We start from the raw sequence: 23,940 nt of genomic DNA on the forward strand, positions 1-23,940 counted from the left end.
ATGACAGGCAAAGATAACAACACCCACGACTTACACGAGTCAGCCCGGAATGCGCTGGAAGCTGAGTTGATGCAATCCGCCAGGAAACCTATGCCTACCGACGTCAATCCTGCTCGCGCCGCCGTTGAATGGCCGCTTGCCGCTGCCGTCGGCGATGGTTGCCGCCAGGCGCTGCGGCAAGAGGTGCTGGGCATTTTTTCCATGATCCTCAAGTTGCCGGCGGAAAAAATCGACAGCGAGGAAAAGATATCGACCTACGGCGTTGATTCTATTGTCATTACGGAAATTATGGGGCGTATCGCCGGTGCATTGGGCGTGTCGCTTTCCGCCGCCATTTTCTTTGAAGCCAGAAACATTGAGGAACTGACAGATATCATCATGGCGCGTTTCGGCCAGCATGTCGCGGCGCGCTATGAGCCTTCGCCCGTCCGCAGCGATGACAGCCGGTCAGCCGAATGGGCGCTGGGCCAACGGCGCGGGCCGGCGGCAGCGGCAGACATCGTCGCCGGTGAAAAATCAGCCCGGCACCTTCAGGCGCTGTTGGCAAAAAGTCATCAGATCAAGCGACAACGGGAACGGCGCGCTGCGCCGGGCGATCGGGCCCGGCCCATTGGCGCACCGGCAAACGGGCGTTACGAGCCGATCGCCATCATCGGCATGAGCGGAATGTTTGCGCAATCTTCCTCGGTGGAGGCGCTGCAGCGCCACCTTTACCAGGGCCGGGATTGCATCAGTGAAATTCCCAAAGAACGCTGGGATTGGAAAGCCATCTACGGCAACCCGAAAGACGGCGAGTTGACCAATGTTAAATACGCCGGCTTTATTCAGGACGTGGATAAGTTCGATCCGGGTTTTTTTGGCATCTCACCGCGTGAAGCTCAGACCATGGATCCTCAGCATCGGTTGTTTATAGAATCGGCCTGGCAGCTCATCGAGTCATCCGGTTACGCCCCTTCGGCATTGGCCGGAAAAAAGGTCGGGGTATTTGCCGGCATCAATTTGCAAGACTATGCCGAAACTGTCCTGAATGCCCAATCCCGCGATATTGTCGAGCTCACGGCGATCCCCCATATGTTTTGCCCGAACCGCCTCTCTTATTTGCTGGATGTGCATGGCCCCAGCGAAATTATCGACACCGCCTGTTCAAGTTCTTTAGTGGCGATCCACCGCGCGGTGATGAGCATTCAGCACGGTGATAGCGATATGGCGATAGCCGGCGGCGCCAACCTGATCCTTAGCCCGAAAATGCACATTCTGTACAGCAAGGCCGAAATGATTTGCGAGGACGGCCGCTGCAAGACGTTTTCTGATCAGGCCAACGGCTACGCCCGTGGAGAAGGGGTTGGCGTCGTCATGCTGAAAAGGCTGTCCGCCGCGCAGGCGGATAAAGATCGTATTCTCGGGGTCATTATCGGCTCGGCGGAAAATCACGGCGGCGCCGCCACCTCGCTGATGGCCCCCAACCCGAATGCCCAGGCTCAGCTGATTCGCGATGCGCACAGTAAATCCGGGGTTGACCCGCGCAGCATTACTTATATTGAGTGCCATGGAACCGGCACGCCGCTGGGCGATCCTATTGAGGTCAACGGCCTGAAAACGGCCTTTAAAAATCTCTATCAGGAACACGGGCTGCATACTGCGGCGGCGAAACACTGCGCATTAGGTTCGGTGAAATCCAATATCGGCCATACGGAAACCGCCGCCGGCGTTGCCGGCGTCATCAAGGTGTTGTTGGCGATGCAGGATGAATATTTGCCCAAATCGCTGCACTGCCAGAATCTGAACCCTTTGCTGGAGCTGGAAGAGAGCCCGTTCTATGTCCTTCAGGAGGGCGAAACATGGCAACGGCCGACGATCGGTGACGTGACGCAACCATTGCGGGCCGGCGTGAGCTCCTTCGGCGCCGGCGGCGCGAACGCGCATCTGGTGATTGAGGAATACCGACAGGAACCTGACGAGCCGTTGTCCCTGGTCCTGGAGCCGGAAATCATCGTGCTGTCGGCCAAGAACAGCGAAAGGCTGCAGGTCTATGCGCAGCATTTGACGCAGTATGTCGCTCAAAATTCGGCTTATGTCGCGACACACTTCAAGCAGTTCGCCTACACATTACAAACGGCGCGGGATGCGATGCCGGTGCGAGCCGCATTCGTGGCCGAAGATGCGGCTTCGCTTTTGCGCCAACTGACCCTTCTGGCGCAAAAAACACCGGCCGCCGCCAGTGACGAGGCCATTTTTGTCAACAACGAGGGCGCGGAACGCGCTTCCCATGCCGATGCGCAGGATATCGCGCGTTGGTGGCAGAACCGGCAGCTTAGTGAAGTCGCCCGGGCCTGGGTGACGAGCGGTGCAGTCGACTGGCGGCAGCTATACGCGGGCCGGCATTATCCGCGCCTGGCGCTGCCAACCTATCCCTTCGATCGCCGTCGTTACTGGATCAAGGAGACGCAGCCGCAGCCGGCGGTGACCGTCGCGGCCATCCAGCCGGCAAAAGAACCGATGAAAAGGGCCAGCCATTCGGAAAAGATCCGGCTGCAGCCGCTGAAATCGAAGAGGGACGCCAATCCGCCGGTGGCAGCTGGCGGCGACGCGGCTTTGGCGCAGGGGGGGCGGCGCGACGAGCAGGACCATGACGACAACGGGGTTGCCACGGTGAACGGCAACGGCGCCCTGCGCAGCGGCGAGAGACCGCTGGAGAGCGTCATCGACGCATTACGAGCCAGTTTGGCCCGGGCGCTCTGTTGCGCCGAGGCGGATATCCATCTGGATCGCTCCTTCGCTGAAATGGGCCTGGACTCGATTGTCGGCGCTGAATGGGTGCATGACATCAACCGACAGCTTGGCAGCGCCTTATCCGCTACCCGGTTATACGACTATTCCAGCGTTCGGCAACTGGCGCAGTTTATCGCGCTCAGTGGCGCGCCGGAACCGCGTCATGCCGGGGATACGCCTCGGCATGACGGCCGGCCGGCTATCGCCCCAAGCACCGTGGCGGCATCGGCGCGCTCCGCAGAGCGGCAACGCGAGCCGGTCGCGGCGATCGCGCCATTGTTGAAAGCCAGCCTGGCTGATGCACTTTACATTGCGGTGGAAGACATTCAGAACGATCGCGCCTTCTCGGCGTTAGGTCTGGACTCGATTATCGGCGCCGAATGGATCAATGAGATAAACAAGACGCTGGGCACAGCGCTTTCTGCCACGCGTTTGTACGACTACCCCAACATTCAGGCTCTGGCGGAATATATTGCGACGCAATCCGATGGAGCAACGCCGCGCCCAAAACCGAACGCGGCCGTTTCAGCGCCTGAGGACGCACGTCCCGAGGTTCTGAAACCGGCCGCTTCCATCGCGCCCGCACGCTCGGAAGAAGCCGCCATCCCGCATCGCCGGCAAGAGAAAATCGCCATCATCGGCATGGCCGGCCGCTATCCCGATGCGGACAATTTGACGCAATACTGGGATAACCTGGCGAACGGGCGCAATGCCGTGCGTGAGGTCCCCAAAGCGCGTTGGGACGTCGATCAATACTTCGATGCCGATCGTCGCGCGGAAGGAAAGGTGTATTGCAAATGGTTGGGGGCATTAACGGATATCGACTGTTTTGACCCGCTCTTTTTCTCGATCTCGCCCGCCGAAGCGGAAGGCATGGATCCCCAGCACCGTCTTTTCCTGCAGGAAGGATACAAGGCGTTTGAAGATGCCGGCTACAGCCCCGAGGCGTTGAGTCAGCAGAACTGCGGCGTTTATATGGGGATAATGAGCTATGAATATGCTCACCTGATGCTGAACTCCCCGCGGCCGCTGTCCGGCACCGGCAACAGCTTCGCCATCGGCGCGGCGCGAATTCCGTACTTCCTTAACCTGAAAGGGCCGGCCATCCCTGTCGATACCGCGTGTTCGTCTTCGCTGGTCGCGACCCATTTGGCCGTCACGGCATTACAAAACGAGGAAATAGACCTGGCGCTGGTCGGCGGCGTCAGCCTTTATCTGATGCCGGAAACCTACATGGGCATGTGTTCTGCCGGCATGTTGTCCCCTGAGGGCCAGTGCAAAGCGTTCGATGATACGGCGGATGGATTTGTGCCCGGCGAAGGCGCCGGATGCCTGGTGCTGAAACGGCTGTCTCAGGCCGAGGCGGACGGCGACCATATTTATGGCGTCATCATTGGCTCGGGCATCAACCAAGACGGCAAAACCAACGGCATTACGGCACCCAGCGTCAACAGCCAGATCGAACTGGAGAGAGAAGTCTACCGCAGGTCTCAAATAAACCCGGATTCGATCAGCTATGTGGAGACGCACGGCACAGGAACGAAACTCGGCGATCCTATTGAGTTTGAAGCGCTGACCGCCGTCTTCAGAGAGCAGACATCGCGCAAGCGTTTCTGTGGCCTCGGCTCGGTGAAAAGCAATATCGGCCACGCTTCAGCGGCATCCGGCATGGCAAGCGTGCACAAAACGCTGCTGTCAATGAAACACCGGCAACTCGCGCCATCGCTGCATTTTATCAAGCCTAACCAACACGTTAACTTCGAAGATTCGCCTTTCTACGTCAATACGCAACTCCAGCCCTGGCGACATGATGAAAACCAGCCGCGAAGAGCGGCGGTGAGCGCCTTCGGCTACAGCGGCACCAATGCGCATATGGTGATTGAAGAGTATCTGCCGCCGGTGTCTGACGTGGCGGAGGATAAGCCGCAGGTGATCGCCTTATCGGCGATGCGGGCCGACCGTTTGCCGCTGATGGCGGAAAATCTGCTGGCCTGGCTCCAGGAGGAGCAAACGGCCGGCCGTACCGTCGATATGAGCCGGCTGGCTTATACCTTGCTGAGCGGGCGCCAGGCCATGACGGAACGGCTGGCGTTTGTCGCCGCCTCGGTCGGCGAGCTGCAAGAGAAACTGGGCCGGTTTATCGCCGGGGATATTGCGACACCGCCACTCTTTAGAGGAACGGTGAACGGCAACCCGCCGGCGCTTGAGCGCCATCAATGCGCCAACCCGGCGGATCTGCACGCGCTGGCGGCGGCCTGGGCCACAGGGGCGGCGCTGCCCTGGGATTTACTCTATCCGCAGGCCGCTGAAGGCGCTGAGCGCCGTTTCCCCCAAAGAATCAGCCTGCCGACGTATCCGTTTTACCGGCAGCCGTGCTGGTTCGAAGAGACAGACGGCGTGGTCGCGCCGGCACTTTCGGCGGACGCCGCCGGGACAGCGCCGGCTGACGAAGAAACGCCATGGCTGCGGGCGACAGAGGCCTGGGTTGAGGTGAATGCCGATAAAGACACGCCATGGGTTGAACGCATCGAGGCGAACCGCGACAGGCAAATACTGGTGCTGGATCAGACCGCCGCAGACTATCGGAGCGTCGAGCAGGTGTGTCGGCATCTTCAGCAGATCACCGATAACGCTCAACCGCTCTGGGATGTGCGGCATATCGCCTTGCCGAAGGATGCCTTAACGGCGGAGGCGCAGAGCGCCGCGCTGCAAGAGGCGCTCTCGGCGGCGATCCCTCATCCCGATAAGCCGTTGGCGATTTTTCTGTTCCTGCCCGATAGCCCGGACGCCGAGGCAGAGTCTGGGCTGCGGCTTGCCTATCTTTGCGTGCAGGCCGTCCAGGCGGTTGCCCGGCTAAACCCGGTGCAATTCTATTGCTGTCACCGGGCGGACTATGATCGCGGCCTGACAGCTGCGGCCGTGCAATATGAAGCGCTCTGCGGACTGCTGCGCTCTGCGATCCTGGAAACCGTGGGGCATAGCTACCGGAACGTCATCTTTTCTCCGCAGACCGCCCACCGGGAGACGGCGCTTCAGTTGATGCAAACCTGGCTGTGCGACGGCATGTCGGCGCCTGAAGCGGGCCGACAGACGCAGGCGATCGGCGCGTCGACAGTGCGTTTCTCTGGCGGCCGGCAGTACACGTTGCGCGTCAGTGAATCCGAGCGGCCTGAAACGGCGGATGCGCATTTTCGCACGGGCGCGACCTATCTCATGGTCGGCGCTCTGGGCGAAACGGGGGAGCAGTTTTGCCGGGTTTTAGGGCAGCGCTATCAGGCAGAGTTGGTGATTTTCTCTCGCCGCCCGGAAAGCCAGGTAGCGCCGATTCTGGCGCGCATCCGGGCCTCTGGCGCCCGGGTTATTTATCATGCCGTCGACATTCTGGATATCGGCCAGATCGGCCAGGCGATGCAGCAGCTGAAATCTGCCGGCATCACCCTCCACGGGGTTGTGCAGCTGGCCCGACAGGTGAGCGACGGTTCCATCGTGAATAAGCCTTGGGATGCGTTTCGGCAGACGCTGGCGGCGAAGGTCGCAGGCACCCTGAACATCGACGCGGCAACGGCCAATGAACCCTTGGCGTTTTTCCTGATGTTTTCTTCCGTCGCCGCGTTCGGCATTCAAGGCTCTCCGGATTATGCCTATTCCGCCGCGTTTCAGAACGCGTTTGCCCGCTACCGGCAACAGCGGGTCGCCCAGAAACAACGGCATGGGCTCACGGCTTCCCTTTGCTGGGGGCAATGGGAAACTGACGGCGCCGTTGAGGCCGAGCGGCTGCCTGCACGTTTGGCGCATCTGGCGCGGCAGGGCATGGGCAGCATTAATGCCCCGGCGGCGGTACGGCAGATACAAGCCGGGCTGGCAGAGGGCGCCACGGCCCTGGTGGCCGTGACCGACTGCGACAAGGCGAGAGTGCTGTTGGGTTTTGACGCGCCACAGACGGTGGCCGTAAACGCCGGCGAGGCGCACGCGACGGCGGAAGCGGTGCGACAACACATCGAACGCTATCGGCAAGGGGGATTAACGCCAGCGGCGTTTGCGGATTATCTCTCTTCCTTGTCCTTGCAGGATTTGCCGGCCGAGTTGCAACAAGAGGTCGGGGCCGCGATTGCGACAGCGCTGCATGAGCCTGCCGCCAACACGGCGCCCATCGAAGCGGCCAAAGACGCCGGCAGGGCGACGCCGAGAGAAGGCGACGGCGAACTGCGCAACGTGCTGGCCTTCGGGATCGAGAAAGTCATGAAGCTGGGCGACGATCTTGACTGGGATAAACCCCTGCAAGACTACGGGATGGACTCGATTATCGCCATGCAGCTGAGCACCACATTGGAAAAACAGATGAAGTTTCCCGTGCAGCCGAATTGGCTGATCGATCATCCGACCCCCAACTTATTGATGAAAAAATTGCGTGAACAGGTTGGCGCAAGAGGGAACCGGTTATGAAAACGCTGAATCAAAAGCTGGAAAACTTTTTCTCCGGTTACCACACCTCAGAGACCGCTGCGCGGAACGGCAAGCCTGGGACAGACGTTTCTTTCAGCTATCTGTTTTTTTCTGATGTCCGCAAAGATGTCTCGGATCGGGATAAATATCGTTTTGCCCGCGAGCTTGTTGAGTTTGCCGACCAGGCCGGGTTTGAATCGGTTTGCTTCCCTGAGCGTCACTTCTATGAGTTCGGTTCTATTTACGCCAATAACGCTATCGCCGCGGCTTATTTTGCGCCGCTGACTAAAAACGTGCGCCTGCGTTCAGCCGCCGTGACCAATACGCTGCACCATCCGGTCGAAATCGTCGAAAACTGGGCGATGGTGGATATTCTCTCCGACGGTCGGGTTGAGCTGGGCATCGGCAGCGGCTGGAACAAGGCGGACTTTATCCTGTCACCCGAGACGTATGACGATCGGGCAAAAATACGCGACCAGCGGATCCCGGTCATTCAGCAGCTCTGGCGCGGTGAAACCGTAGATTTTCCCGGCCCCGGCGGGGAGCTTTTCCCGACGGTCGTATATCCGCGCCCGATTCAAAAAGAGGTCGCCATTTGGTACTTCAGCGTCTCGGAACCGGGTTTTCGCTATGCGGGGCTGCAAGGGTATAACGTCTTCGGCATGCTGCATGGGATAGACCTGCACGAGTTCGGCAAGTATGTGAGCAGCTACCGGGCTGCCCGCGCCGAAGCGGGGTTGGATCCTCTGAGCGGCCGGGTGACGCTGATGATGCACACCTTCGTTCATCCGGACATGGAATGGGTACAGCGGGTGGTCTGCGAACCGTTCAAGGCTTATATCCGCAGCAGCATTATTCCCCAGATGAAAGCCAGAGATAAGCATTTCGATAACAGCCAAATCGATCACATTCTTGATTACGCCTATGCGCGCTTTTTCAAAACCGGAGGCATATTCGGCCCGCTTGATGAATGCCAGAAACAAATTGATTTGGCGGTAGCGTGCGGCGTCAATGAAATTGCCTTTCTTCAGGACTTCGGCATGGACTACGCCGCCGTAAAAAACGCCCTGGGTTATTTGCAGCAATTGGTTGACCTTAATCTCAAGCGGGAGAAGTCTTTTTATGAGTAAGCAAGCAGCACAATTATCTTTCATTGCGCAGTGGATTAATAATCATAAAACTGCTTCTTCAGATTCGGCATCAACGCTGCTGGCTGCCAACGGCAATATCGAGCCTTTGGCGATTACCGGCCTGGCGGGATATTTCCCGCAGTGTATGAGCATTGCCGAGTTATGGCGGCATCTCGATGCCGACGAGCCGTTGATCACCACATTGCCGGCGCAACGCGAAGCATGGTATCGGCAAGGCGAGGCCGAGGGAGACACGCCGTGGTCGGTGCTGGCAGGCGGGTTTATTCCCGATATCGCCTCTTTTGATGCGGCAAAGTTCGGCATCTTACCGATCGAAGCCGAAGAGATGGACCCGCGGCAACGTCTGCTGCTGATGTCAACCTATCACACGCTGGAGGACGCCGGCCTTGTTCCCGCCGCGCTGAGCAAAACGCAGACCGGGGTATTTATCGGCTGCGAATCCAACGAGTATGCCGCGCTGATGGCGCGCCACGGTTATCGGCCCGAGTTCGGCCTGACGCAGGCCGACAGCATGATAGCCAACCGGATTTCTTACCAGTTTGATTTGGCCGGGCCCAGTGAGTTAATCAATGCGACCTGCGCCGGGTTCGCCGTCGCGCTTCACCGCGCCACTTTGGCGCTCAGAGCCGGCATCATTGACCGGGCCATTGTCGGCGCAGCCAATATCATGCTGGTTCCGGACGTGACCAACCGATTGAATGACGCCAGCCAGCTCACTCACCGTGGGCAGGTGCGCTCTTTCGGCGAAAATGGCGATGGATTCATCCGATCCGAAGGGGTCGGCACCTTGCTTTTGGAGCGCCTGGCGGACGTCGAGAAGGCCGGGCGGCGGGTCTATGCCGTCGTCAGGCATACCCGGGTTAACTTCAATGGGCAGGGCGGCGTGTCGATGGCGTCGCCGAATACGGATGCGCATTGTGAACTGATCAAAGACTGCTACCGTGAAGCCGCTATCGACCCACGCAGCGTGTCTTACATTGAGGCCCAGGGCATGGGGCTGCCGGTAGCGGACATTGCCGAATGGACGGCGATCAACCGGGCGCTGAGCCAGCTTTGCGATGAACAGGGGCTGGCGTTCGAGCCGGGTTATTGCCGGGTCAGCAGCTTGAAACCCCTGCTGGGGCACATGCATTCCGCCTCGTCACTGGGCGCCTTGTTCAAAGTCATCCGCAGTCTGCAAACCGATAAAATTCATAAAATACCGGGTTTTGAACAGCCGAATGACTATTGCGATACGCAAGACACCCCCTGTGTTTTTGCGAAAGAAACGCAGGCCTGGCCGGCAGGTGAACAGCCCAGGATCGCAGCGATTCATAGCTACGGCTCCGGCGGCAATAATGCCCATATCCTGATTGAAGAATATCGCGGCGCTCACCCTGCGGGCGCCGAGTTTCCGGCGGCGTCGCCCCATTATGCCTTCGCCCGGGAATATTGCTGGTTCCAGCCCAGCGAGCGGCCAAGTCAAACCGCGCGCGCTCCTGACGCCCGCCGCCTGACTGAGACCGAAGCCGACGTGCGCGCGACAATCGCGCGCCTGCTGGGCATAAATGGCGCGGACGACGAAGCCTGCCGGCAGGCATTTACCGATCTCGGCCTCGACTCCGTCTCTGTTGCCGCCTTCGTCAGCCGACTGACGGCGGCGTACCCGGTTAAAGTGCGGCGTTCGGATTTGTTCAGTTACACCACGCCGGCGGCGTTGGCGCGCGTGGTTGCCGAACGCATGCAGAGCGGCGCGGCGGCGAAAGCACCGCGCCAAACCACCGTCGCGCCGCGTGCGGCGCAGGGCGGCAATGACGACATCGCCATTATCGGCATCGATATCAAGGTCGCCGGGGCAGATAATGCGGCAGAATTCTGGCAAGTGCTGCGAGAAGGCCGCAGCAGTATTGGGCCGGTGCCGCAATGGCGGCGGCAGCGCGAAGACCTGCAAATGAAAACCTCCCGGGGCGGTTTCATGGCGCATATCGATCGCTTTGACCCGCTGTTTTTTAAGATTTCGCCCCGTGAAGCCCATCATATGGATCCCCATCATCGCTTGCTGTTGCAGTCCGCATGGCGAGCGATTGAAGATGCCGGTTATGACCCGCAGGCATGGTGCGGGCAACAGCACGGCATTTTTGTCGGCATGGAAGAATCAGATTATCCATTGACCGAACACTCTGCGATTACCTCGGTGCATACGGGAACGGCGCCGGCACGTATCGGTTACTTCCTTGATACCAAAGGCCCTCTGTTGGCCATCGGCACCGCCTGTTCCTCTTCGCTGGTTGCCCTGCATTATGCCTGCCAGAGTATTTTGAACGGAGAAAGCGAATTGTCGCTGGCCGGCGGGTGCAATCTGATCTGCCAGCCGGAGCGTCTGTTGCACGGTTTGTCGCGGATGGGGGATATGCTCTCGCCAGACGGCGCCTGCTATGCGTTTGATCACCGCGCCAACGGCATGGTGGTCGGCGAAGGGTGCGCGACGGTGGTGTTAAAACGCCATGAGGACGCATTGCGAGATGGCGATGATGTTTATGCCATTATCAAAGGCAGCGCAATCAACTATGACGGCAAAACCAATGGCCTGACGGCGCCCAGCGGCGCTCGCCAGAGTGAGCTTTACGCACAGGTTTATCGGCAAAGCGGCGTTTCTCCCGATCAGATCGACTATGTTGTCAGCCATGGCACCGGCACCCTGTTAGGGGATCCCGTTGAGTGCAATGCGCTGATCGATGCCTTCCAGCGCGAAGGGGCACAGAACAAGCAGTATTGCGCGTTAACCTCGCCGAAAACCAATATTGGCCATACGCAGGCTGCGTCCGGGATCGTGAACGTCATCACGGCGGCGTTGGCGTTGAAACAGCGCGAAATCCCGCCGTCGCTGAACTATGCCCAGCCCAATGCGGATATTGATTTTGCCGACAGTCCTTTCTATGTGAATACCGAACTCAAGCGCTGGGACCGCGAGCGGCGTTTCGCGGCGGTCAGTTCTTTCGGCCACACGGGCACCAATGCCCACCTGGTGTTGCAGAACGCAGAGACGCCGGTGAAGCGCCAGGAGGAGCAATCAGGTCGGCATGAGCCGTATCTGATGGTGTTATCCGCTAAAAGCGAAGCCCGGTTGAAACAGATGGCGGCCAACCTGCTCGCCGCGGATGAACCGCACAGCATGGGCGATCTCGCTTATACCCTGCAAGTCGGGCGAACGCCGATGCCGCATCGTCTGGCGTGGTTTAGCGACGACTGGCATGGCCTGCAGGAAGCGTTGGGGCAATATCTAGCCGGCGAAACGAAGATAAGCGCTTCGCTCGATGTGTATTATGCCGACGTATCGGGAACGGCCCGTTCCGCCGCCGCGCAGGCGTTGCTGCGTGACGAGGGGGGAGCTCACGGGCTTCAACCCGGCCAGACGCCGCCTCTTGCGCGCCTGCAACTGGCCGCCTGGCTGCGCGGCGAGACGGTGGATTGGGCGGCGTTATATCGCGATGCCGCGCCGCGCAGGATGCACCTGCCGACGTACCCCTTCGAGGAGGAACGTTATTGGTTCGCCTCGACGGATGAGGTAAAGGCTCTCGCGCCGCGCCGTGCGGCGGAGGCAGAGCAGAGTGACGCCGTTTGGATCGCTCGCGAAAGATGGAGGGAGCAGCCGCTGCCGGACGCCGTGAATCTCGGCGCCGGGCATTGCAACCGGCGCGTGATTTGCGTCCTGCCCGCCGCCGTTCAAACGACGCTGGGGGCCGGCATTATGCAGATTGCCGGAGAGGGTTCACCGGCGCTGTTCCTGCACGCGGCGCAGACAGACGCCGACGCCTGCAGCCGTTTCTTAGCGCAGTTGAAGATGACCGCGCAAACGGCAAATGAACCCGAGTCGGCAAACGCGCTGTTGTGCGTTGTCGAACCTGAATCCGCGATGGACCAATTGGTGCCTCTGTTCCAGGGGCTGTTATCCAGCGGGCTCGCGGTCGGCCGTATCTTGATCGTCAGCGCCTTTACCGACGCTCTGGAACGTTGTTACGCCGATGCGTTGGTCGCTTTCGGCGCCTCTTTGCGACTGGTTCTGCCGGAAACGAGCGTCTCGTTTGTCGGGTTCGACATGGCGCCGGGCGTTGAGCGCTGGCAGGGTGTCGCCGCATCGCTTCCCGCCGTCTGGGCTGAATTGCAAAGCGAACCGGGCCAAAACGCGCTGTATCTTCAGGGCAAACGCCATGTGCCGACGTACGAACAGGTCCAGATGGCAAGCGGCGCTCATGCCGTAAACAACGATGAAAACGCGAAAGCGGAAAGTTGTTTGAAGGTGGGCGGATGTTACCTGATTACCGGAGGGCTCGGTGGGTTGGGGAGGATATTTGCGCGCTATTTGTGCGAAAACTTTATGGCGAAGGTGATCTTGATTGGCCGTTCTCCGCTTGAGCCGGGTAAACAGGCGGATTTGCGCGCCATCGAACAACGTGGCGGTCAGATTTCCTACCTCCAGGCCGATGTGAGCGCGTTGTCGCAGATGGAGTCTCTGTTTGCAGACTGTCGGCGTCAAGGGATCAGGATCGACGGCATCTTGCATGCCGCAGGGGCGCAAACGCAGCAAACGCTGGCGGAGAAAGATCTCGCCGGGGTGCATCAGGTGCTGGCGCCGAAAGTTCTGGGCGTTCAGGCGATTGATAACGCCTGGCAAAGCGTGTTCGGCGCAGAACAGGCGCTGGACTTTATCGTTTACTTCTCGTCCAGCGCCGCTGTTTTCGGCGATTTTGGCGCCGGTGATTATGCCGTGGCGAATCGTTTCCAAATGGCTTACGCCAACCGCCGCCATCATGGCGTGCGCTCCGCCCGCAAGACGGTCGCTATCGGCTGGCCGGTGTGGGCGGACGGCGGCATGACGCAGGGTTCGGCCGAACGGGAGCAGGCGACGTCCTTTTACCTGAAAACCAGCGGCCAGCGCGCATTGCGCAGTGAAGAAGGGTTGAGGGTGTTCGAACAGCTGCTCGCCGGCGAAGAGGGCGCGGCGCTGGTCATGGCCGGCCGGCCCGATGCGCTGCAACGCCTGCTGGCGGGAGGGCAGCGCCAACAGGGCGCGCAAAATCGACCGGCAGCCACCACCGTTACCCATCCTGAAATGAAAGGTCTGACGGTTGAACAGTGCGTGCTTTGGGAATTGCAGCAGAGGGTGAGCGATATTTTAAGCATTGAGCGGCATCGTTTGCAGCATGACCTGAATCTGGCGGATTTCGGTTTTGACTCAATCAGCCTGGCGGAGTTTGCCGCCGCGCTCAGCCGGCGCTGGAAAATCGCTGTGTCGCCGGCCCTGTTTTTCGGGCATGCCACGCTGTCGCGGCTCAGCCAGTACTTTATGGCGACTCACGGGGCGCTAATGCACAGCTGTTACGGCGGTTCGCCAGACGAGCGTGAGTCGGCAGACCCGATCGCCCCTATGCTTCCTCCAGCAGCCCGCAACCCGGGCATGCATACCCCGGCGTCGGTGCCGTCTGCGCAGGAAGAGCCGATCGCGGTGATCGGCATGAGCGGCCGGTTCCCCGGCGCCCGCGACGTGGAGGAAATGTGGCGCTATCTGGCGGAGGGCAAATCGTCCGTCAGCCAGGTGAGCGAGGCGTATCTGCGCGGCCGCGACGAATCTTGCCGAGAGCATAGCAGCGCGTCGGCGCGCCGACTGTGGTGCGGCGTCATGCCTGGCGTTGCGGAGTTTGACCCGCTGTTTTTTGAAATTTCGCCACGGGAAGCGCAGAACATGGATCCGGGCCAGCGCCAGCTGTTGCAGGAGACCTGGAAAGCGCTGGAGCATGCCGGTTATGGCGAACAGGCGTTGCGAGAGCACAGTATAGGTACGTTTGTCGGTGTCGAAGAGGGGGCCTACGGCCGTTTCACCGCCGGCGAACAGGTTGAAATCACCGCCAATCATAACGGCATTCTGGCTTCGCGACTGGCCTATTTCCTCGATCTGCATGGCCCGGTGCTGGCGATCAATACGGCCTGTTCATCCGGCCTGGTCGCCGCGCATCTGGCATGCGCCAGCCTGCGCAACCGGGAATGTGACACCGCATTGGCCGCCGGCGTCAGCCTGCAACTCTCGACGGAAGGTTTCGACATCATGGCGCGCTCGGGCATGCTGTCGGAGGACGGCACTTGTTATACCTTCGATCAGCGCGCCAACGGCATGGTGCCGGGGGAAGCCGTCGTGGTGCTGGTGTTGAAACGGTTATCGCAGGCAGAGGCCGATGGCGACCGGATCCATGGGCTGATCCGCGCCAGCGGCATCAACTATGATGGCAAGACTAACGGGATCACCGCGCCGAACGGCGTGGCGCAGGCCGACTTGCTCAAATCCGTGTATCGACGCGCCGGCATTAGCCCGGCGCAAATTGAGTATATCGTCACGCACGGCACGGGCACCCGCCTTGGCGACCCGGTCGAGATCAATGCGCTGAATGAGGCATTCAAGGCGCACACCGATAAACAGGCTTTTTGCGCCCTGACATCGACCAAAACGAATTTCGGTCATACTTTCGCCGCTTCGGGCCTTCTGAGCGCAGTGAGCCTGATTGAGGCTTTGCAGCGGCAAATCATTCCCGCAAGCCTCAACTGCCAACAGGAAAATGACTACATCACCTGGGCGGAGAGTCCTTTCTACGTCAATAAAACAGCCCGCGCCTGGCCGAGGGTGGCGAATAAACAAAGAATGGGGGCGGTGAGCGCCTTCGGCATGAGCGGCACCAATGCGCATCTTCTCATCGAGGAATATGCGCAGGCGCCTGCGGCGCCAGAGCAGCAACGCAGCCATTATCTGCTGTGCTTGTCCGCCAAGACCGAGGAGGCGCTCTATCTCAAGGCCGGCGATCTGGTGTCGCATTTGCAAAGCTCGGAAACCGAGAGCCAGAGCTTGGCGGCGATCGGCTATACGTTGCTCCGCGGCCGCAGCCATTTCCGCTACCGCCTGGCTATCGTGGTCGAAGATCGCGAGGGCGCCATCGTCAGCCTGCAACAGGCCGAACATGGGCAGCGCCCCAATCTGTTTCGCGGTAACGGCATCCCTCCGGGCTTCATCGGGCAGCCGGCTATTCAAAAACACGTCGATGCGTTGCTGCGCCAATCGCAACACAGTGCAGGGCAGGAATATCAGGAGAATTTGTGCGCGCTGGCGGATTATTACTGCCAGGGGTACGTGCTGAAAGGCGACGAGCTGTTGCCGGACGTGTCCCGCTGCGTTGTCTTGCCGGCTTACCCGTTCGCCCGTGAACGTTATTGGGCGGAGGGCAGCGCGTCATTGCCGGCGCGAAGCGTCGCCGCCGCACAGGGCGCGCTGCATCCGATGCTGCAGGATAATGCCTCAACGCTGGGGGAGCTGCGTTTTCGCGCCGAGTTCAGCGGCGAAGAGTTTTTCCTCAAGGATCACCGGGTTTACGGGCAGAAAGTTTTGCCGGGCGTCTGCTATCTGGAGATGGCGCGTGCGGCTTATGCCTGCGCGGCCTCGCCGTCGGTTGCAACGCCTCAGCCGCTGCGCTTCAGCATGAAACAGGTTCTTTGGCTTCAGCCGGCGATCGCCGCACAACAGACCATGACGCTTTACGTCGGGCTTTGCGAGCAGAACGAAGGGCTTGTTGACTATCGGGTGTATTCGGAAAACGAAGGGCAGCAGCGCAGGATCCACAGCCAGGGCGTGATTGTGCCGCATCTGAATGACGCCATTCCGGCGCGCGGTTCTCTGGACGTGGAGCAGCTGAAAAGCCAGATGACCGGCCCCGGCTATCTGCCGGCACAGTGCTACCAAAGGTTCAGCAGCATGGGGCTCGAGTATGGCGAGTCATTCCAATGCATTGAGCAACTGCTGACGGGAGAGCGCCAGGTGTTGGCCAAAATTGCGCTGCCGAATGCGGCAACCCGGCAGGGGTTCGGTTTGCACCCGAGTTTGATCGACGCCGCATTGCAAACCAGCCTGGGGCTGCATGGCTCTGAGCCGCGCCCCGACGCCGTCTATGTGCCGTTTGCGCTGGAGCAGTTAGAGATCTTCGGCAACATCGACACCCGGCTCTGGGTCTGGTTGCGGCTGGTCGCAACCGATAATGCGGCGGATCCGCAAGTGCAGAAAATGGATGTCGATCTCTGCGATGAACGGGGGCTTATCTGCGTGAGCTTGCGCGGCTTCTCGACCCGCATGCTGTCGGTAGCTCACCCGTCTGAGCAAGACGAGCCTGCGGCCGAGATGGCCGTTAGCTCACAGCGCAAAACGTTGAGCGGGACGGAGTACTTTTTGCAAGATCACGGCGGGTTGTTGCCGGGCATGCTGTCGCTGGCGTGGATGAGCGAATTGGCGGCGGCGCATCTCCAGCCGGAAGATCCCCCGGCCGTCATTGGGCTCAAACAGGTGGTCTGGCGGCAACCCGTGGCGGTGGACGCGCGCGGAGCCGATATTGATCTGCACCTGAGCCGGGATCAACAGGGTTATCGCTGCACGGTCAGTGCGCAGGGCGCGATGCACGCGCAGGCCCGAGTGATGATCGGCTCAGCCGGCGAACCGGCGCTTCAGCCGCTGCCGCTTGAGGCGATCGCGCAGCGCTGTCGGCAGCGCAGAGAACAGAGTGCCTGCGCCGAGTTTTTCGCGGCGGCGATCGGACCAAGGTTGCTCGGCATCACCCGTTATGACCAGGGGCATCAAGAAGCGTTGATCGCGCTGGAAACGCCAAGCGATGTTGACGGCGAGACGGCGGCGCTGCACCCAACCCTGATGAACGGGGCCGTTTTGGCCGCGATCATGTTGGCCACCGGCGGCGAGCGGCAAAGCGATCGCCCGCTGATGCCGTTTAGCCTGGATGAACTGCGGGTCCACCGGCCATTGCCGGGGAGCCTGCTGGCCTATATTCGCCAACACCCTTCAGAGAGCGGCTCGCAGCAGCCGATCGTCAGTTGCGATATCTGGTTTACCGATCGTCACGGCCATATCCTGGTCGAAATGAAGGGGCTGAAAATGATCGCAGCGCCGGCGGCGTCGCTGGTCTTCGCCCGGCCTCAGTGGGCCCGGCAGCAGCTTGCCGTTCTTTCGCACGCTGAACGCGCTCCAGACGCGCCGCCTTGTTTTATCCTGGCGCAGGGGAATGATGGGTGGCAAACCGCGTTGCAAAGCGCCTGGCCCGCTTGCCGGGTCATGCGCCTGTCGTCCGATGCAGATCAGACGCCGGCGCAATTGACGCTTTGTCTGCAGCAGCTGTTTGCCCAAATTAAAGAAAGCGTGCTTGCCTGCACGGAACAGGCCCAGCGGCAGGCGCTGTTTATACTGGCGGCGGAACCGGTTAACCCGTCCTGGCTGTCCGCGGCGGCAGGGCTGCTCAAAACGGCCCGCCAGGAACAGCCTGGCCTCAATGGAAAAGTGATCCGCTACCCGAATACCGCTGACGCGGCCATGCAACTGCCGGCCCGGCTGCGTGCCGAAATGCAGGAGACAGAGGGCGCCGTCGAGATTCGTTACGACGCGGCGGGCGGCAGAAGCGTGCGGGAGTGGCACCAAACCGCGCTGACGGACGCCGCCGGTGTGCCGCCGATGGCTGCCGGCTCCGTTATCTGGATCACCGGCGGGCTGGGCGGTATTGGCTATCAGCTGGTCCGTGAACTGGGGGCGCGCTATCAGGCTCGTTTCGTCCTGAGTGGCCGTTCCGCTTTGCAGGGCCTCAATGAGCAACGCCTTGCGGCGCTGCGGCAGCAGGGCGCCCAGGTGACTTACTACCAGGGGGATATGACCGACCCCGAGCAGGTTCGCCGCCTGGTGGGGCAAATCCTGCAGGATGAGGGCCAATTGAATGGCGTCATCCACAGTGCGGGCGTCACGCGTGACGCATTCATTGTCAATAAAACCGACCCTGAAGTGCTTGAGGTGTTAGGGCCGAAAGTCGCGGGCACTCTGGCTTTGGATCAGGCAACCCGGGATTGCGAGCTGGACTTTATGGTGCTGTTCTCCTCGTTGAGCAGCGCGTTTGGCAATACCGGCCAGGCTGACTATGCCTGCGCCAATGGCTTTATGGACGGTTTCGCCTTCCAGCGTAACCAGCAGGTTGCCGAGGGGTTGCGACGCGGCAAAACCCTGTCGTTGAACTGGCCGCTGTGGCGCGATGGCGGCATGGGGATTTCCGGGCAGGCGGCTGAACAGCTCAGGCGCCAGTCGGGTTTGGTGCCGATGCCCGCCGCCGTGGGGATAGAGGCATTGCTGCTGGGGCTGCACGGCCCGGAGCCGCAGCTGGCGGTTATGTATGGCGAAGCCGGGCAGATCGGGCGCCGGCTCTCGGAGACACGCGATCCGCTGCCTGCGGGTTCATCAAGCCGCGAAGAGGCGCCCCGTCAGCGGGCAGGCGAGAACGGCCCGGTTCGGGTTGCACGCGTCCACGCCATGCTGGTCGGCATGGTGGCTCAGTTGCAAAAGCTCGATGAAAGCAAGGTTGAGCTGGATATGGAACTGTCCAAATATGGCTTTAATTCTATCGATTTCACCGAGTTTGCCGGTCGTCTCAATAAGGCCTATGGCTTGACGCTGATGCCGACGGTGTTCTTTGAACATTCCACCCTGCGGGCGATGGGCCATCATCTGGCCGACACTTATCCCGACGCCGTCGCGCAAATCGCAGGCGCGGTGGAAATGGCGGCCGCCAAAGCGCCGGCGCCACTCATCACCGCCACCAGCCTGGCAACGCGGGATGACGGTGAAAAAACGGTTGGCTGGCGGGCGGCGGCTTCTGCGTCAGCGCCACAGCAAGAAGCCCCGGCCACCGCCTCAGCGGCGACGGACGGGCCGCAAGAGCCGGAAGCGATAGCGGTTATCGGCATGAGCGGCCGCTTCCCGCAGTCGCGCAATCTGGATGAATTCTGGCGAAACCTGGAAGCGAATCAGGACTTGATCGGCAGGGTTCCGGCCGACCGCTGGAACTGGCGGGAATATTATGGGAACCCGCATGAAACGCCCGGAAAAACCAACGTGACTTGCGGCGGGTTCATGCAGGATGTCGATTGTTTCGACCCGCTGTTCTTTGGCATTTCTCCACGGGAAGCCCAGTCATTGGACCCGCAGTTCAGGATTTTCCTGGAAACGGTCTGGGCGACGATTGAGGATGCCGGCTATCGCGCGAGTGATTTATCGGGCAGCAACACCGGGGTGTTTGTCGGGGTATCGACCTCCGAATACAAGGACGCCTGGCTGAAGTATTCCCACGATAAGTTCGGCATCGGCGATCCTCCTTGGCTTTCTCACTTCGCGCTGGCCAACCGCGTGTCTTACATACTGAACCTCCATGGCCCGAGCGAACCCATTGACACCGCCTGTTCCAGTTCTCTGGTCGCCATTCACCGGGCGATAGAAGCGATGCGCGCCGGCAGCTGCGATATGGCGCTGGTCGGCGGCGCCAACATTATCGTCAATCCGGGGATCACCATCACCGCCGGAGAAGCGGGGATCCTCAGCGAAGACGGCCGTTGCAAAACCTTTGATATCAGCGCAGACGGCTACGGCCGCGGCGAAGGCGTCGGCGCCATTCTGCTCAAACCCCTGCGCCAGGCGATTGCCGATGGCGATCGCATTCAGGGTCTGATCCGCGGCAGCGCCGAGAATCACGGCGGTAAAGCCACGTCGCCCACCGCGCCGAACCCGGTTGCGCAGCAGGCGCTGCTGACCCAGGCCTATCGCCGCAGCGGCATCGATCCGGCGAGGGTGGGTTATATCGAGACCCATGGCACGGGCACCCGGCTGGGCGATCCGATTGAGATCAATGGGTTGAAAAAAGCGTTCGCCGCCTTGTATCAAGAGCGGGGGCAATCCATGCCGGGCGAAGCGGGTTGTGGGCTCGGATCGGTGAAAACCAATATCGGCCACCTGGAAGCCGCCGCCGGCATTTCTGGCGTCCTGAAAGTGTTATTGATGTTCCGTCACCAGAAAATGCCTGGCAACGTTCATTTGCAGACGGCGAATCCGTATTTGGATCTTGCCGATAGCCCGTTCTACCTGGTGCGAGAAACGCAGCCATGGCCGGCGATGCAAGACGCCGGTGGCCGGCCGCTGCCGAGAATAGCCGGCGTCAGCAGTTTTGGCATCGGCGGGGCGAACGCGCACATCGTTCTGGAAGAGTACGTTGCGGAACCGGCCGGCGGCGTTACTGCCCCTTCTGTGGCGCCGGTGGCGATTGTCTTGTCGGCAAAAAAAGCCGCTCGCCTGGAGGCGGTCGCACAAGGTTTGGCCACCTACCTGGATTCTGCGGCTTTTGCCGAGCAGCAGCCGAGCCTGGCGGATATCGCTTATACCCTGCAAGTGGGGCGCGAAGCCATGGATGAACGCCTGGCCTTCGTCGCCGACTCCGTGCCGGCCCTGCAGGACAGATTGTCCCGCTATCTGGCCGACCCCAAACCGGCGCCGGGCATCTATCGCGGCAATGCGAAAGCGGGCAATGGCGCCTTATTGGCCGCGGCTGATGAAGACCTTCAGGCCTGGTGCCGACAAGGCGAGTACCACAAGCTGCTGGCGGCCTGGGTGCAGGGTGCCGTCGTTGACTGGAAAACGCTGTACTCTGCGGCAACGCCACCCCGCAAGATCGGCTTGCCGACTTATCCGTTCGCACGGGATCGTTTCTGGTTGAAAGAGAAAACCGGCGAGGCTATGCCATCCCGGCCCGATCGTTTGCACCCGCTGGTACACCGCAATACCTCAGATCTGACCGCGCTCAGCTTTACCTCCTGGTTTGACGGCAGCGAATTCTTCCTGTCAGACCATGTGGTGATGGGAAAACGCCTTTTGCCCGGCGTCGCCTATTTGGAAATGGCGCGCGCCGCCGTTGAACAGATGGTGGGGCGTGAACGGCATCTGCAGTTGACTCAGATCGTCTGGATTCGTCCTTACATCGCCGCCGGCGAAAACGGCCTTTCCCCGGTGACGGTAAAATTGCTGCCGCAATCGCCGACGGTGATTCGGTTCGAAATTTGTTCTCGGATGGCGGATGGCCAAACCCAGACGCATTGCCAGGGAAAAGCGATCGTGGCGGACTCGTTTGCGGCGAGCGAAACGCGGCTCGATCTGTCGGCGGCGATGGCCGAGCACCAGGAAGGCACGCTGGAGAAAGCCGAATGTTACCGGGCTTTCCATCAGTTGGGGATCGAATACGGCGCCGGACATCAGGGCATTGAACGGCTGCATGTCGCCAGGGGGCGCGTGCTTGCGCAGCTGGCGCTGCCTGAAGCCCTCAAAGAGACGCTGGGCGAGTATGTTCTGCATCCCAGCCTGATGGATTCTGCATTACAGGCGACGCTGGGGTTGTCCCAGGATCATCGGCTGGGTTTGCCGTTTGAACTGGAATCACTGGAGATCCTGCGCCGCTGCACATCCAGAATGTGGGCCCGCATTGCGTATGAACATGGCGCCGAGCCTGCGCTGCGGGCAAAAGTGCAAAAACTGACCGTTGAGCTATATGACGATGCCGGGCGGCTCTGCGTTCATTTGCGGGGATTCAGCGCCCGCGCGCCTGAACCCGCCACGCCGCCCGGCAACGGCACGCTGTTGCTGGTGCCGACATGGTCGCGCAAACAGGTTCGGGGCGATGTCGTTGCTCCGCCGGCGTACTCCCACCGTCAAACACTCTTCTGCGGCGAAGCTTCCGTCGCGAAAGCCATGGGCCTGACGGATGATCTGATTTTCCCGGCGATGGGCCCTGAAGAACATATCGCCCAGGACTTTCAGCAGCAGGCGCTGGCCTTGTTTGGCCGGGTAAAATCCCTGTTGGATGGGCGGCCCAGGCAGCCGATGCTGTTGCAAGTGGCGGTTGCCGGGGCGCTGTCCGCGCCGTTTTCCGCCGCGCTCTGCGGGGTGTTAAAAACGGCGCGTTTAGAGAATGGCCGGTTTATTGGCCAGCTGATTGAGCTGGAGGCGACGGCGCGCGCCGACGAGATTAACGCCAGGCTGCGGGAAAGCAGCCTGGCGCCGGAAGACATTCACATACGCTACGGCCGGGAGGGTCGGCAGGTTTTATCCTGGCGGGAAGTGCGCTCGCTCACCGAAACCTCCGCCGCGCCTTCCGCGTCAGGGGCGGTCCGCATGCCGTGGAAAGAGCGGGGCGTTTATCTGATTACCGGCGGCGCGGGTGGGCTGGGGCTTATTTTTGCCACAGAGATTGCCCGTCAAACCCGCGGCGCCAGGCTGATCCTCACCGGACGAACGCCGATGAACGATCGGATCCAGGCCGCCGTCAGCCCGTTGACCACGCTGGGCGCTCAGGTTGACTATTGCCGGCTTGACGTCTGCGATCGCCCAGGGGTCGAGGCGCTGGCCGCCAGCGTCGTGGCGAAGCACGGCGCCATCAACGGCGTGTTGCATTGCGCCGGCGTGCTGCGCGATAGCTACATCCTGAAAAAGTCGCCGGAGGATTTTCTGGCCGTACTCGCACCTAAAGTGCAAGGGACGGTGAACCTGGATCTGGCCCTGGCGCGGCATCCGCTGGATTTCTTTATTCTCTTTTCCTCGACTGCGGCCGCCTTGGGCAATCCGGGGCAGGCTGATTATGTTACGGCGAACGGTTTCATGGATGTTTACGCTCACTACCGCCAGCGGCAGGTGGCGGCTAAGGCGCGGATGGGCAGAACTCTGACGATCAACTGGCCGCTGTGGAAAGACGGCGGCATGGCGGTTGATGACGCATCTGAAACCCTGATGTACCAGAACACGGGCATGATCGCGATGTCTGCGGCTGCCGGTCTGCAGGCTTTCTATCAGGCGCTTGAGCGGGAAGAAAACCAGGTGCTGGTGATCGCCGGCGACATTGACAAGTTGCGCCTGACATTGGCCAAGGGTAATGAACAGCACCGCGCTGAGCCGGCGGCAGGCAGTGTGCCGCATGAGGCGGCGCAGATTGACAACAGGGGGCTGGAAGAGGCGGTGCAGCAGCTGTTGATCCGCGAAGTCTCCGCATTGCTTGACGTGGCGGCGGCCGAGATCGATCTGGATCTCGAATTGACGGAACTGGGCTTCGATTCCATTTTGACAACCGGGTTCGCCAACAGGCTGAACCAGCGCTATCAGCTCGACCTGCTGCCAACCCTGTTCTTCGAGTATCCAACGATTGCGGCGCTGAGCGGTTATCTAACGGCAACCTATCGGACCGCATTCGCAGCAAGGTTTACCGCGTTCGCCCAGCCGGAAAGCGGGGAGCAACACCTGGCTGAACAGGCTGCGCCTCGGATAGCCGAACAGGTGTCCGCCCAGGCGGTGGATTTACCGGCGTTGCATGACGCGGTTCAGTCGCTTCTGATGCAGGAAATTTCAGCGTTGTTGCACGTGGACGCCGCTGACATCGATAACGATATTGAGCTAAGCGAGCTGGGCTTCGACTCCATACTGACGACCAGTTTTGCCAATAAGCTGAACCGGCAATACGCGCTGGAACTGCTGCCGACCGTGTTTTTCGAGTACCCGACCGTTGCGGGATTGACGCATTATCTGGCCGAACGCTATCGGGAAGGCTTTAGCCGGCTGTTTGCCGCGCAAGTGATGGCGCAAGCACCGCAAAGCGATGAGGCGCCGGCGCAAGATGTCTCAGCCGAACGCGCGCCCCAGCCGAAACCGTCCGCTTCGCCCGCC

General features: G+C 60.7%; 3 protein-coding genes (1 of these 3 running past the window's edge). All 3 read left to right on the top strand.

The genetic code is table 11. The features are described 5' to 3' along the window. Tightly spaced (each overlapping or abutting the next), the 3 genes in view from JK621_RS11115 to JK621_RS11125 form a layout consistent with a single transcriptional unit that may run on beyond the window. Complete coding sequence (locus JK621_RS11115; RefSeq protein ID WP_212559837.1) at positions 1-7,212, top strand: beta-ketoacyl synthase N-terminal-like domain-containing protein; 7,212 nt, start codon at positions 1-3, stop codon at positions 7,210-7,212. Then, positions 7,209-8,342 (top strand): MupA/Atu3671 family FMN-dependent luciferase-like monooxygenase, encoded by a 1,134-nt coding sequence (locus tag JK621_RS11120; RefSeq protein ID WP_212559838.1) that lies wholly within the window; start codon positions 7,209-7,211, stop codon positions 8,340-8,342. The genes JK621_RS11115 and JK621_RS11120 overlap by 4 nt, the downstream gene beginning before the upstream one ends. Next, positions 8,335-23,940: the 5' portion of an SDR family NAD(P)-dependent oxidoreductase gene (locus tag JK621_RS11125; RefSeq protein ID WP_212559839.1), read on the top strand. It continues 4,191 nt past the right edge of the window; the window shows 15,606 of its 19,797 coding nt (coding positions 1-15,606); its start codon is at positions 8,335-8,337; the stop codon falls past the right edge of the window. Before JK621_RS11120 ends, JK621_RS11125 begins: the two co-directional genes overlap by 8 nt.

It is taken from the genome of Serratia plymuthica (assembly GCF_018336935.1).
GTDB lineage: Bacteria > Pseudomonadota > Gammaproteobacteria > Enterobacterales > Enterobacteriaceae > Serratia > Serratia plymuthica_B.